The sequence below is a fragment of the Bradyrhizobium sp. 6(2017) genome (assembly GCF_011058295.2).
In the GTDB taxonomy this organism is placed as follows: Bacteria; Pseudomonadota; Alphaproteobacteria; order Rhizobiales; family Xanthobacteraceae; genus Bradyrhizobium; species Bradyrhizobium septentrionale.
Genome location: NZ_CP049289.2, coordinates 3297029 through 3311164 on the forward strand (window position 1 = coordinate 3297029; position 14136 = coordinate 3311164).

The following is a 14136-nucleotide window of genomic DNA, read 5'->3' on the forward strand; positions in this document are numbered from 1 at the left end:
GATCACAGGCGAGCTGGTATGCCAACCGCTTGGTAGACATGGCCGCTCCCATCCGCGTGATCATGCCGGAACGGCGGCGGTGGCATTGTTGACGGCGTGGCAGGCGACGCCATCGATCAGTTCCGGCGTCCTCTCACGGCAGAGATCGAAGGCGAGGGGACAGCGCGGGTTGAACGAGCAACCCGGCGGTGGATCGATCGGGTTGGGAATCTCGCCCTTGACGGGGATGCGCTGGCGCCCGGACATCGCAAGATCGGGAACCGCGCCGAGCAGCATCCTGGTGTAGGGCATAAGCGGGGTCTCGAACAGTTTTCGGCCCTCGGCGATCTCGACGATGCGGCCGAGATACATCACGCCGATCCGGCTCGCCATATGACGGACCACCGCGAGATTGTGACTGATGAAGAGATAGGTCAGGCCGAACTTGTCCTGCAAATCGCGCATCAGATTGAGGATCTGTGCCTGCACGGAGACGTCGAGCGCCGAGGTCGGCTCGTCGCAGACGATGAACTCGGCCTCCGACGCCAGCGCGCGGGCGATCGCGATGCGCTGGCGCTGGCCGCCGGAAAATTCGTGCGGGAATTTTTGGCCGTCGTCGGGGTGCAGGCCGACCAGCGAGAGCAATTCGCCGACCCGGGCCTTGATGTCGCGCTCGCCCTGGATCAGGTCGAAGGCGCGGATCGGCTCGGCGACGATGGCGGCGACCCGGTAACGCGGATTGAGGCTCGCATAGGGGTCCTGAAAAACCATCTGGATGCGCCGGCGCAGCCGACGGCGCGCCTGGGCCTGCCGCGGATCGGTCATCGAGACGCCGTCGATAATGACTTCGCCCGAACTCGGCGGCAGCAGGCCGACAACCATGCGCGCAACCGTAGTCTTGCCGGAGCCGGACTCGCCGACCAGCGCAAACGTCTCGCCGCGCTTGATGTCGAAGCTGACGCCGTCGACGGCCTTCAGGAATTCGAGATGACCACCCTCGATCACGCGATTGAGCCACGGCTTCGAGACGTCGAAGACACGGCGCAGGTTCTTGACCTCGATCAGCGCCGTGCTCATGCCGCCGTCTCCTTGGCGGGCTCGAACAGATGGCAGGCGACGGATTGTGTGCCTTGGCGGATCGGCTCGGGCCGCTCGACGCGGCAGCGATCGAAGGCAAACGCACAGCGCGGATTGAATGGGCAGCCCGGCGGGATCGCCGACAACCGCGGCATCGAGCCGGGAATCTGCACCAGCCGCTTGTCCTCGCCCGCGAGCGTCGGGATCGCGCCCATCAGGCCCTTGGCGTAGGGATGCAGCGGATTGCGCACCACCTCCTGCACCGGGCCGATCTCGGCGATGCGGCCGGAATACATCACCGCGACGCGGTCGCAGGTCTCGGCGATCACGCCCATGTCGTGGGTCACCAGCATCACGGCGGTGCCATGGTCGCGGCCGAGCCGCTTGATCAGCGCGATGATCTGCGCCTGCACGGAAACATCGAGTGCGGTGGTCGGCTCGTCGGCGATGATCAGCTCGGGCTCGGCGCAGATCGCCAGCGCAATGACGACGCGCTGGCGCATGCCGCCGGAGAATTCGTGCGGGTAGCCGTCGATGCGCTTCTCCGGCGCGGGAATGCCGACCTCGGCCAATAGATCGATGGCGCGCTTGCGCGCGGCGCTTTCGGTGAGATTGCTGTGGGTGCGGATGGTCTCGATGATCTGGTCGCCGATCCGGTAGAGCGGATTGAGGCTGGTCAGCGGATCCTGGAAGATCATGCCGATCCGCTTGCCCCTGACGCGGCGGATCTCCTCCGGCGGAAGATGGTCGATCCTTGTGCCCGACAGCTCGATCTCGCCAGCGGAGATGCGGCCGGGCGGATCGATCAGCCCGATCACCGCCAGGCCCGTGACCGATTTGCCGGCGCCGGATTCGCCGACCACGCCAAGCACCTCGCCCTTGGCGATGTCGAACGACACGCCGTTGATGGCGCGCAACGTCGCGCGGCGGGTGACGAATTCCACCTCGAGGTTGCGTACGGAGAGGACAGGTTTGCTCATCGGAGCTTCGGATTGAGGGCGTCGCGCAGCCAGTCGCCGACGAGGTTGATGGAGAGGATCAGGCCTGCCAGCGCAATGCCCGGGAAGGCGACGATCCACCATTCGCCGGCAAACAAATAGTTGTTGCCGATCCGGATCAGGGTGCCGAGCGAGGGCATGGTATCGGGCATGCCGGCGCCGAGGAATGACAGCGTCGCCTCGGTGATGATCGCGAGCGCCAGATTGATAGTGGCGATGACGAGGATGGGACCCATCGTGTTCGGCAGCACGTGCCGCAGCATGATCGTCGGCGCCGGCAGCCCGATCAGCTGCGCCGCCGCTACATAATCCCTGTTCTTCTCGACCATCACCGAACCGCGCACGGTGCGGGCATATTGCACCCAGAAACTGAGTCCGATCGCGATGATCAGCACGCCGAGCGTGCTCATCTCGTCGAGCCGGTTGCCGAGCAGCGATTTGGCGACGCCATTGACCAACAGCGCGATCAGGATCGCCGGGAAGGTGAGCTGCACGTCGGCGATCCGCATGATCACACTGTCGACCGCGCCGCCGAAATATCCGGCGACCAGCCCGAGCGCGATGCCGAGCGCGCCGGCGAAGATCACGCCGGCTATGCCGACCGCAAGCGAGATGCGCAGGCCGTAGAGGATCGCCGAGAGCACGTCGCGGCCCTGCTCGTCGGTGCCCAGCAGGAACGGGCTCTGACCGTCGGCGGTCCACAGCGGCGCGATTCGCGAGTTGATCAGCTGCAGCTGCGCCGGATCGAACGGGTTCTGCACCGCCAGCCACGACGCGAAGAGCGCCAGCAGGAAGAACAGCAGCGTGATCACGGCGGCGACCATCGTCAGCCGGGAACGGCGGAACGAATAGAAGATGTCGCTGTCAAGCGCGCGCCTGAACCAGCCGGCAGGTACGTGCGCCTGGTCTTCGGAGCGATGGGGGACGACGGCGTCGGACATCGGTCAGCCTCTCACGCCGCACGGCCGACAGTCGACCGCAAGCGCGGATCGACCACGGTATAGAGGATGTCGACCACGAGATTGATGGTGACGAAGATCAGTGAGACCATCAACAGATACGCAGCCATGATCGGGATATCGACATTTTGCACGGCCTGCACGAACAGAAGTCCCATGCCCGGCCATTGGAACACGGTTTCGGTGATGATCGAGAAAGCAATAACCGAGCCAAACTGCAGGCCGGCGACCGTGATCACCGGGACCAGGGTATTCTTGAGCGCATGGCCGAAATGGATCGCGCGCGTGGTCAGACCGCGGGCGCGGGCGAAGCGGATATAGTCGGTCCGCAGCACTTCCAGCATTTCGGCGCGCACCAGCCGCATGATCAGGGTCATCTGGAACAGCCCGAGCGTGATCGACGGCATGATCAGCGCTTTCAGGCCGGAAACGGTCAGCAGCCCGGTGGTCCACCAGCCGAGCTTCACCACCTCGCCGCGGCCGAAGGAGGGCAGCCAGCCCAGCGTCACAGCGAACAGATAGATCAGCAGGATGCCGATCAGGAAGGTCGGCAGTGAAATGCCAATCAGCGATATCGCCTGGAATAATTTGGCGAGCACGGTGTCACGGCGCAGCGCCGAATAGACCCCCATCAGGATGCCGGCGATCATGGCGAACAGCGTCGCGCAGATCGCAAGCTCCAGCGTCGCCGGCAGCCGCTCCGCCAGCAGTGAGGAGACCGGCAGGCGGAACTGGTAGGACACGCCGAACTTGAACTGCACGGCATTGATGAAGTAGCGGCCGAACTGCACCAGCACGGGGTCGTCGAGGCCGAGCGATTGCCGGATCTCGGCGCGCTGCGCGGCCGAGGTGTCGATCGAGACGATCTGGTTCACCGGGTCGCCGGCAAAGCGGAACATCGAGAACGCAATGACGCCCACGGCGAGCATGACGCCGATCGCCTGCAGCACGCGGCGAAGAGTGAAAGCCAGCATCTCTACCTTTCACTGCTCTTGGCACTTGTCAGCACACTTGGCACGCGGCATTGCGCGCCCGGAAAGCAAGAGGTCCCGGAAGCAGGGGCTTCCGGGACCCAATTCGCCAAAACCACTATTCACCCTGTTTGGTCGCCCAGTAAAGCAGGACCTGGTTGTCCGCACGCTGGGTCAGCTTGACCTTTTTGGATACGCCCCATGCCAGCGACTGCTGGTGCAGCGGGATGTAGCCGTAGTCCTTGATGACGATCTCGTAGGCCTGCTTGATCAGCTGGTTGCGCTTGGCATCGTCGGGCTCGACCAGAACCTTGTCGGTCAGCGCGTCGACCTCCTTGCTGCAATAGCCGCCCAGATTGGCTTCACCCCTTGTGGAATCCTTCGGGTCGGGGCGGCAGCCGAAAATATCGTGCAGCACGTTGTGGGAATCCGAGGTCGCCGGCGTCCAGCCCAGCATGAATAACGAGGTCTGGTAGCCGCCGGGCTTCAGCACCTTGGCGAAATACTGCGCCTTCGGCTGCGCCAGCAGGTTCACCTTGATGCCGATGCGCGCCAGCATGCCGACCACCGCCTGGCAGATCGCGGCGTCGTTGACGTAGCGGTCGTTCGGGCAATCCATCGTGACTTCGAAGCCGTTCGGATAGCCGGCGTCGGCCAGCAGCTTCTTGGCGCCGTCCGGATCGAGCTTGGGCCGGGTGAACTCCTTCGACAGCGGATAGAGCTCGGGCGCGATCATCAGCGTCGAGGGGGTCGACATGCCGCGCATGACGCGGGTCTTGATCAGGTCGACGTCGATCGTCTTGTAGAAGGCCTCGCGGACGCGGATGTCCTTGAACGGGTTCTTGCCCTTGATGTTGGAGAACAGCAGCTCATCGCGCGCCATGTCCATGCCGATGAAGATGGTGCGGATCTCCGGCCCGGTCAGGACGGTTGCGGTGCCGCTCGAATTGACCCGCTGGATGTCCTGGATCGGAACCGGCTCGATGACGTCGACTTCGCCCGAGAGCAGCGCGGCGACGCGGGTGGCGTCGGATGCGATCGGGGTGAAGATAATTTCCTTGAGATTGTGCTCCGGCTTGCGCCAGTAGTCCGGGTAGACCTTGAAGACGGTCTTGACGCCGGGCTGGTGGCTCTCGATCGTGAAGGGGCCAGTGCCGTTCTCGTGCAGCGTCGCGTAGCTCGGCGTGGTCGCGGAGGCCGGCGTCGGTGCGACGGTGTTGTTCTCCTCGCACCATTTCTTGTCCATGATGTACCAGCCATCCCACTGCGCGGTCAGGATGGGATTGGGCGAGTCCAGCGTCACGTCGACCGTGTAGTCGTCGACCTTGGTGAACTTGGCGTCGGCCGGGACGTTGCTGAGGAAGTTGGAGCCCTTGGCGCGGACGCGTTCGGCGGAGAACAGCACGTCGTCGGCGGTGAAGGGGTCGCCATTGTGGAATTTCACGCCCTTGCGCAGATGAAAGCGCCATTGAGTCGGGCTCAGCGCCTCCCAGCTTTCCGCCAGTGCCGGAATGATCTTCAGGTCCTTGTCGCGCGCAACCAGTCCCTCATAGACATGGCCATGATGCGCGATCGTCGTGGTTTCCTTCAGTGTGTAGGGATCCAGTGACTTGAGCTCGCCCTGGTTGGCATATTTCAACGTCTGGGCCGATGCCGGCAAAGCAAAGGCAACGAGTGCGACGGCAGCCGCCGCAAACAAACTCCAACGTACCGACATGTGATCCCGCGTCCCCGTTATTGTCCGCCGGCTGCTTTGTCCGGCTGTATTATTGGCCATGTTGCCAGAGTTTGCAGGCCACGCAAGCGCGATTTCCCAAAGGGTTAACCGGTTTGCGCGGGTGCAGCGCAATGAACAGGATGTGAGAGTAGGCGGTTGGTGCGAACGCCTGACATTCGACTTTCGGACTGCCACTTGTCGGTCATGGCATTGATCGCCGGCGAGCGCCGTTCTTGCCGGTCGCTCCAAGACAGTTTGGTTGACCATAACGGATGATTGAGGCCGACTGCACCTTTGGGCAGGTACGGCTCGCTTGCGCGACGCACCGAGTCCCGGCGATACTGAGGCGGGCCAGGCGCATTGAGGAGGCGGATATGAAAGTCAACGTCGAGATAGATTGTACGCCCCTTGAAGCGCGGCAGTTCTTCGGCCTGCCGGATGTGGCGCCGATGCAGAACGCGGTGATGGACAAGCTGCAGCAGCAGATGCTGTCGAACATCGACAAGATTTCACCGGAATCGCTGATGCAGAGCTGGTTCACCTTCGATCCCAAGCTCGCGGAGCGCTTCCAGGATATGTTCGTGGCGATGGCCGGCTTCGGCGGCACGGCCAAGAAGAAGTCGTGACTGACATGGACAGGAGCGTCGATGGGACCGGACGCCGGCTGCGTGCGCCAAGCCTGTTCCTGATGCTGGCGGAGGGGCGCGGCGTGCTCGAGCTCAATTCGAGCCTGCTGCTCTCGCCGCTGCTGATGCAGGCGCCGAAGGGCGACGGTCATCCGGTGCTGGCGCTGCCGGGCTTCCTCGCCAGCGACCTTTCGATGGCGCCGATGCGGCGCTATTTGAAGGAGCTCGGCTACGACGCCTACGCCTGGAACATGGGCCGCAATTTCGGCGGCATCGCCTCCAGGCGCGATGCGCTGCGCGACCTCCTGAAGCGGATTCACGAGGCTTCCGGGCGCAAGGTCTCGATCATCGGCTGGAGCCTCGGCGGCGTCTACGCACGCGACCTGGCGTCGCAGATGCCGGAGCTGGTGCGTTCCATCATCACGTTGGGCAGCCCGTTCGCCGACGACATCCGCGCCACCAATGCGACACGGCTCTATGAGCTGTTGTCCGGCGAGGGGGTGGACGACATCCCCGAGATCCGCGCCGCGATCGCCGGCGACATGCCGGTGCCGACAACTTCGATCTATTCCCGCACCGACGGCATCGTGAACTGGCGGACCTCGCGGCTGCGGCCTTCGGCCACCGCCGAGAACATCGAGGTGCATTTCGCCAGCCATCTCGGCCTCGGCGTCAACCCCGCGGCCTTGTGGGCGATCGCGAACCGGCTGGCGCAGCCGGAAGGGGAGTTCCGGCATTTTGACCGGTCGGGCCCCTTTGCCATTGCCTACGGGGCGGCAGAACAGGCACTATCCTAAACCAGACGACGAGAAGCGCCGCCAAGGCGCCCGCGTCAATTTGCTCTCGGGAGGAGATCATGAGCGACGCCAAGAAGCTGTCCTCGCTGGACGCATCGTTTCTCTATCTGGAAACGCCGGAAATGCCGATGCATGTCGGCAGCATGGCGATCTTCCGCCTGCCCGACGGCTACAAGGGCGACTTCTTCGAGGAGTTCAAGGCGATGATCGCCTCGCGGCTGCACGTTGCGCCGATCCTCAAGGCGCGCCTGCAGAAGGCGCCGCTCGATATCGATCATCCGTCCTGGGTCGAGGACGACCAGTTCGACATCGACCGCCACATCTTCCGCGCCAGCCTGCCGGCGCCGCGCGACCGCGCCACGCTGGAGCGCATCGTCGGCTGGATGCACGCCAAGCTGTTGAACCGTGCCCGCCCGCTCTGGGAGTTCTACGTCTTCGAGGGCATGAAGGACAACGAGATCGGGCTCTATTCCAAGATGCACCATGCCTGCATCGACGGCGGCGCCGGCGCGGCGCTGACCAGCATGATCTACGACCTGACGCCGGTGCCGCGGCAGATCGAGCCGCCGAGCGCGAAAAAGGTCGCGCAGGAGCCGCGCGACATCGCGGCCAATTTGATCGACGCCTATCAGCAGCTCTGGACCCAGCCGTTCGAGGCGGCCGCCGCCGCGCAGAAGAGCCTGGAGCTGCCGCGCTCGGGCAAGAGCGATCTTGGCTCGATCCTGTTCGACAACGCCATGTTCCAGATCGAGAGCGCGGTGAAGTTTGCCGGCTCGATGCCGACCGTGCTCAAGAGCCTGTCCGACGTCGTCGCCAAGGTCGCCGATCCGAGGTCGCGCGAGAGCCTGCAGGCGATGGCCTCGCCGCCGACCATCCTCAACAAGGCGATCTCGTCCGAGCGCAGCTTTGCCGGCACCTCGATCTCGCTGTCGCGCGCCAAGGCGCTGGCCAAGGCCTCGGGCGGCAAGCTCAACGACGTCGTGCTGGCGCTCGCCTCCGGCGTGGTGCGGCGCTATCTGATCGGCCAGGGCGCGCTGCCGAACAAGTCGCTGACGGCCGGCGTTCCGATCTCGCTGCGCGAGGAGGGCAATGCCGAATCCAACAACCAGGTGTTCGGCATGATCTGCTCGATCGCGACCGACGTCGAGGACCCCAAGAAGCGGCTCGAGACCATCATCGCGCAATCCACCAAGTCCAAGGAGATGTCGCATCCGCTGCGCGCCCTGGTGCCGCAGGTCTCCAACATCTCGCTGCTGGGTGCGCCGATCGTGGTGCAGGTCTTGGCGCTGCTCTACAGCCGTTCCGACCTCTCCAACGTGCTGCCGCCGGCGACCAACATCACGGTGTCGAACGTGCCGGGGCCGCGGCAGACGCTGTACGCCGCGGGCGCCGAGCTGCTGCACATCTTCCCGGTTTCGATCTCGACCCATGGCGTGGCGCTCAACATCACGGTGCAGAGCTATCGCGATCAGCTTGATTTCGGCTTCATTGTCGGTGCCAACATCATTCCTCATGTGCAGGTGATGTGCGACATGCTGCCGCTCGAATTCGATGCACTCGAGGCGGCGTTCGCGCCCCCGCCTGCTGACATCAAGGGCGCAGCCGAATAGGAATTTCACAATGATCGAGATGCCACCGCTGCAGTTCGCCGAGACGAACGGCATCCGCATGGGGTTTTACGAAGCTGGCCCCAAGACCGACACGCCGCCGGTGGTGTTGTGCCATGGCTGGCCCGAACTGGCGTTCTCCTGGCGCCACCAGATCAAGGCGCTGGGCGAGGCCGGCATCCGGGTGATTGCGCCGGACCAGCGCGGCTACGGCGCGACCGACCGGCCGGAGCCGGTCGAAGCCTACGACATGGAGCAGCTGACCGGCGATCTCGTCGGCCTGCTCGATCATCTCAAGATCGACAAGGCGATCTTCGTCGGTCACGACTGGGGCGGCTTTGTCGTCTGGCAGATGCCGCTCAGGCATCCTTCGTGGGTCGCCGGTGTCGTCGGCGTCAACACGCCGCATTGGGACCGTGCGCCGATGGACCCGATCGCGCTGTTCCGCCAGCGCTTCGGCGACCATATGTACATCGTCCAGTTCCAGGATCCGGCGCGCGAGCCCGACCGTATCTTCGGCAGCCGCGTCGAGCAGACTTTCGACGCCTTCATGCGCAAGCCGGTGGCGCGCCCGCCCGGGACGCCGGAGGAACAGCCGATCGCCGGCGTCGGGGCGTCGGCCCGACTTAATCTGGCGTTTCCGCAGATGATCGCGAACTACGACGCCAAGCACGACCCGCGCACGCCGATCCTGTCGGCGGACGAGAAGAAAGTGTTCGTCGACACGTTCTCGAAAACCGGCTTCACCGGAGGCATCAACTGGTACCGCAATTTCACCCGCAATTGGGAACGCTCGGCTGGGCTGGACCATCATGTGCGGGTGCCGTCGCTGATGATCATGGCGGAGAACGACGCGGTGCTGCCGCCGTCGGCCGCCGACGGCATGGAGCGGCTGGTGCCGGACCTCGAAAAGTATCTGGTCCACGACAGCGGCCATTGGACGCAGCAGGAAAAGCCTGACGAAGTCAGCGCCAAGCTGATTGAGTGGCGTAAGCGAAAATTCGGCTGACGACGAAGTCGTCATTCCGGGGCGATGCGCAGCATCGAACTACGGCGCGCAATTGCGCGCCTGAGAATCTCGAGATTCCCCGATGCGCAATTGCGCGTCTGCGGTCTGGTCCTTCGGACCATCCGGGAATCACGACAGGAGTTCGAGACTAGAGGGGGGCACTTCAAAGATGGCGTCCGGCAACAGACTGAGTCCGATCCCGCATCCGCCGACGAAGCCGGTGGTCGGCAACATGCTGTCGCTGGATTCGACCGCGCCGGTGCAGCATCTGGTGAAGCTCTCCAAGGAGCTCGGGCCGATCTTCTGGCTCGACATGATGGGTTCGCCGATCGTGATCGTCTCTGGCCACGATCTGGTCGACGAGCTCTCCGACGAGAAGCGCTTCGACAAGGCGGTGCGCGGCTCGCTGCGCCGCGTGCGCGCGGTCGGCGGCGACGGGCTGTTCACCGCCGACACCAAGGAGCCGAACTGGAGCAAGGCGCACAACATCCTGATGCAGCCGTTCGGTAACCGCGCCATGCAGTCGTACCACCCCAGCATGGTCGATATCGCCGAGCAGCTGGTCAAGAAATGGGAGCGCCTCAACGCCGACGAGGAGATCGAGGTCGTCCACGACATGACGGCGCTGACCCTCGACACGATCGGGCTCTGCGGCTTCGACTACCGCTTCAATTCGTTCTACCGCCGCGACTACCACCCTTTCGTGGAATCGCTGGTGCGCTCGCTCGAGACCATCATGATGACCCGCGGCCTGCCGCTCGAGGGTCTGTGGATGCAGAAGCGGCGCAAGACGCTCACTGACGACGTCGGCTTCATGAACAAGATGGTCGACGAGATCATTGCCGAGCGGCGCGGCAATGCCGACGTGACCAGTGACAAGAAAGACATGCTGGCCGCGATGATGACCGGCGTCGACCGGGCAACTGGCGAGCAGCTCGACGACGTCAACATCCGCTACCAGATCAACACCTTCCTGATCGCCGGCCACGAGACCACCAGCGGCCTGTTGTCGTGCACGATCTATGCGCTGATGAAGCATCCCGAGGTGCTGAAGAAGGCCTATGAGGAGGTCGACCGCGTCCTCGGTCCCGACCTCGATGCGAGGCCGACCTATCAGCAGGTCACGCAGCTCACCTACATCACGCAATGCCTGAAGGAGGCGCTGCGGCTGTGGCCGCCGGCGCCGGCCTACGGCATCGCGCCCCTCAGCGACGAGACCATCGGCGGAAAGTACAAATTAAAGAAGAACACTTTCATCACCGTGCTGGTGATGGCGCTGCATCGCGACCCCTCGGTCTGGGGAGCGAAACCCGACGTGTTCGATCCGGAGAATTTCAGCCGCGAGGCGGAGGCCAAGCGTCCGATCAACGCCTGGAAGCCGTTCGGCAACGGCCAGCGCGCCTGCATCGGCCGCGGCTTTGCCATGCACGAGGCGGCGCTCGCAATCGGCATGATCCTGCAACGCTTCAAGCTGCTCGACGTGCATCGCTACCAAATGCATCTGAAGGAGACGCTGACGGTCAAGCCCGACGGCTTCAGGATCAAGGTACGGTCACGCGACGACAAGGATCGCGGCGCGTTCGCCGGCAGCACGGGCGCGGTTGCGGCTGCGCCGAAGACGCCGCGCGCGCCGACCACGCGCCCCGGCCACAACACGCCGATGCTGGTGCTCTACGGCTCCAACCTCGGCTCGGCCGAGGAGCTGGCGACCCGCATGGCGGATCTGTCCGAGATCAATGGTTTCGCAGTGCGTCTCGGGCCGCTGGATGATTATGTCGGCAAGCTGCCGGAGGAGGGCGGCGTCCTGATCATCTGCGCCTCTTACAATGGGGCGGCGCCCGACAATGCCACGCAATTCGTCAAATGGCTCGAAAGCGATCTGCCGAAGGACGCCTTCGCGAAGGTGCGCTATGCGGTGTTCGGCTGCGGCAACAGCGATTGGGCCGCAACCTACCAGTCGGTGCCGCGCTTCATCGACGAGCAATTGACCAGGCATGGCGCGCGCGCCGTCTATCCGCGCGGCGAGGGCGATGCGCGCAGCGATCTCGATGGCCAGTTCCAGAAATGGTTCCCGGAGGCGGCGAAGGTCGCGACCAAGGAATTCGGCATCGACTGGAATTTCACCCGCACCGCCGAGGACGAGCCGCTTTATGCGATCGAGCCGGTGGCGCAGGGCGCGGTCAACACCATCGTGACGCAGGGCGGCGCGGTGCCAATGAAGGTGCTTGCCAACAACGAGCTGCAGAACAAGGAGGGCGCCCATCCGTCGGAGCGCTCGACCCGGCACATCGAGGTCGAGCTGCCGGCCAATCTCAGATATCGCGTCGGCGATCATCTCAGCGTGGTGCCGCGCAACGACCCGACCCTGGTCGATTCCGTGGCGCGCCGGTTCGGCTTCCTGCCGGCCGACCAGATCCGCCTGCAGGTGTCGGAAGGCCGCCGCGCGCAACTGCCGGTCGGCAACGCGGTGTCGGTTGGGCGGCTGCTCACCGAGTTCGTCGAGCTGCAGCAGGTCGCGACCCGCAAGCAGATCCAGATCATGACGGAGCACACCCGCTGCCCGGTGACCAAGCCGAAGCTGATGGCCTATGTCGGTGACGATGAGGCCTCGGCCGGGCGCTACCGCACCGAGGTGCTGTCCAAGCGCAAATCGGTGTTCGACCTGGTCGAGGAATATCCGGCCTGCGAGCTGCCGTTCCATCTTTACCTTGAGATGCTGTCGCTGCTGGCGCCGCGCTACTACTCGATCTCGTCGTCTCCGGCCGGCGAGGCACAGCGCTGCAGCGTCACGGTGGGCGTGGTGGAAGCCCCCGCAAGCTCAGGCCGGGGCATCTACAAGGGCGTCTGCTCGAACTACCTGGCGCGCCGCCGCGCCGGCGACACCGTCCACGCCACCATCAAGGAAACCAAAGCCGGCTTCCGCCTGCCCGATGACAACGGCGTGCCGATCATCATGATCGGGCCGGGCACGGGCTTGGCCCCGTTCCGCGGCTTCCTGCAGGAGCGCGCCGCGCGCAAGTCGCATGGCGCGACGCTGGGCCCTGCGATGCTGTTCTTCGGCTGCCGCCATCCGGAGCAGGATTTCATCTATGGAGATGAGCTGAAGGCTTTTGCAGCCGACGGCGTCGGCGAACTCTACACCGCTTTCTCGCGTGCCGATGGGCCGAAGACCTATGTGCAGCATCTCGTCGCCGCGCAGAAGGATCGGGTCTGGGAGCTGATCGAGAAGGGCGCAATCGTCTATGTCTGCGGCGACGGCAGCAAGATGGAGCCCGACGTCAAGGCGACCCTGATGTCGATCTATCGCGAGCGCGCCGGCGCCGACGCCGATGCCGCTGCGCGCTGGATCGAGGAGATGGGCACCAGGAACCGTTACGTGCTGGACGTCTGGGCCGGCGGCTAGCCTCGGCGCCGGGGACGACGGTGATGCGGTTGAGGGTGGGTTTCTTCCCCATCGTCGTCCCGGCGAAAGCCGGGACCCATAACCACGGGGTTGAGTCGTTGAAGAGGGCTGTGGCCCCAGCGGTGCGCAACAATTACCTTCGGTGGTTATGGGTCCTGCTCCCGTGCGCAATTGCGCACTAGGCAGGGACGACACCGAGTTTGTTGCGCCACTCGTGAGTCACATTCTCTGGGCGCTAGCTTCGCCCGCCCTGACGCCCATGTTACAAGCCGCCGCATGATTCCATGGGAAAAGATCGATACCGCGCGCATTCCCGGCACCGAAGGCGAATTGCGTCTGATGCGGCGCGGCCGCGAATTCTCGATCATGCTCGGCACCAACGAGCTGATGAACAGCCGCCTGTCGGGCTCGGAAGCCGCACTGGCGACGCTTGCTGCGAAGAAGATCGAGAAGACCGCGAAGCCGCATTTTCTCATCGGCGGGCTCGGCATGGGCTTTACGCTGCGGGCGGCGCTCGCCGTGCTCGGACCCGAAGCGCAGATCATGGTGGCCGAACTGGTGCCAGCAGTCGTTGCCTGGGCGAGGGGCCCGATGGCGGAGATCTTCGGCGACAGCCTGAACGATCCGCGCGTCAGCATTCAGGAGGTTGACGTTGCCGATGTGATCGAGCGCCACCCGGGCACCTTCGATGCCATTCTCCTCGATGTCGATAACGGGCCCGAGGGCCTGACCCGCGAGGCCAATGACGCGCTGTATGGTGTCTCCGGACTCAAGGTCGCGCACACCGCGTTGCGGCGCGGCGGCGTGCTCGCGGTCTGGTCATCAGGGCCGAATGCCAAATTCCCGAAATCCCTGTCCCGGGCCGGGTTCGCCGTCAACGAGATCGCCGTGCGCGCCACCGGCCGAGGCCGCGGCGTACGCCACGTGATCTGGATCGCGGTCAAGCAATAGCAGGCGTCGCTATTGCGACGCAGCAAGGCTGCCGGGGCTCCC

11 protein-coding genes are annotated in these 14136 nt (G+C 64.5%); 6 read left to right on the forward strand and 5 right to left on the reverse strand.

Annotation, left to right across the window (positions count from 1 at the left end):
* Positions 1 to 60: 60 nt before the first annotated feature.
* From G6P99_RS15395 to G6P99_RS15415, 5 genes are all read right to left on the reverse strand, one after another.
* The gene (locus G6P99_RS15395) at positions 61 to 1056 is read right to left on the reverse strand and encodes an ABC transporter ATP-binding protein (RefSeq protein WP_029078089.1); all 996 of its coding nucleotides are present in this window, start codon (positions 1054 to 1056) and stop codon (positions 61 to 63) included.
* Positions 1053 to 2036 carry an ABC transporter ATP-binding protein gene (locus tag G6P99_RS15400; protein ID WP_029078088.1) on the reverse strand — a complete coding sequence of 328 codons (984 nt, stop codon included), beginning with the start codon at positions 2034 to 2036 and terminating at the stop codon, positions 1053 to 1055. The genes G6P99_RS15395 and G6P99_RS15400 overlap by 4 nt, the downstream gene beginning before the upstream one ends.
* Positions 2033 to 2995: an ABC transporter permease gene (locus G6P99_RS15405; RefSeq protein ID WP_165128677.1), complete on the reverse strand. Its 963-nt coding sequence runs from the start codon at positions 2993 to 2995 to the stop codon at positions 2033 to 2035. Before G6P99_RS15405 ends, G6P99_RS15400 begins: the two co-directional genes overlap by 4 nt.
* An 11-nt stretch (positions 2996 to 3006) precedes the next feature.
* On the reverse strand, positions 3007 to 3987 hold the full coding sequence (locus G6P99_RS15410) for an ABC transporter permease (RefSeq protein ID WP_029078086.1): 981 nt from the start codon (positions 3985 to 3987) through the stop codon (positions 3007 to 3009).
* A 115-nt stretch (positions 3988 to 4102) separates the two neighbouring features.
* The gene (locus tag G6P99_RS15415; protein ID WP_029078085.1) at positions 4103 to 5701 is read right to left on the reverse strand and encodes an ABC transporter substrate-binding protein; all 1599 of its coding nucleotides are present in this window, start codon (positions 5699 to 5701) and stop codon (positions 4103 to 4105) included.
* Positions 5702 to 6075: 374 nt separating this feature from the next.
* On the opposite strand from G6P99_RS15415, the gene G6P99_RS15420 reads away from it, so the two are divergent.
* From G6P99_RS15420 to G6P99_RS15445, 6 genes are all read left to right on the forward strand, one after another.
* Positions 6076 to 6327, forward strand: a complete 252-nt coding sequence (locus tag G6P99_RS15420; protein ID WP_029078084.1) for a DUF6489 family protein — start codon at positions 6076 to 6078, stop codon at positions 6325 to 6327.
* A gap of 5 nt (positions 6328 to 6332) precedes the next feature.
* The gene (locus tag G6P99_RS15425; RefSeq protein WP_029078083.1) at positions 6333 to 7124 is read left to right on the forward strand and encodes an alpha/beta fold hydrolase; all 792 of its coding nucleotides are present in this window, start codon (positions 6333 to 6335) and stop codon (positions 7122 to 7124) included.
* 59 nt (positions 7125 to 7183) lie between these two features.
* A complete protein-coding gene (locus G6P99_RS15430) occupies positions 7184 to 8734 on the forward strand; it encodes a WS/DGAT/MGAT family O-acyltransferase (protein WP_029078082.1) in 1551 nt (516 codons plus the stop codon).
* A 10-nt stretch (positions 8735 to 8744) separates the two neighbouring features.
* A complete protein-coding gene (locus G6P99_RS15435; RefSeq protein WP_029078081.1) occupies positions 8745 to 9740 on the forward strand; it encodes an alpha/beta fold hydrolase in 996 nt (331 codons plus the stop codon).
* Between the two features lie 169 nt (positions 9741 to 9909).
* Positions 9910 to 13143 (forward strand): bifunctional cytochrome P450/NADPH--P450 reductase, encoded by a 3234-nt coding sequence (locus tag G6P99_RS15440; protein ID WP_029078080.1) that lies wholly within the window; start codon positions 9910 to 9912, stop codon positions 13141 to 13143.
* A 276-nt stretch (positions 13144 to 13419) separates the two neighbouring features.
* Complete coding sequence (locus tag G6P99_RS15445; RefSeq protein ID WP_029078079.1) at positions 13420 to 14094, forward strand: spermidine synthase; 675 nt, start codon at positions 13420 to 13422, stop codon at positions 14092 to 14094.
* Positions 14095 to 14136: the final 42 nt, after the last annotated feature.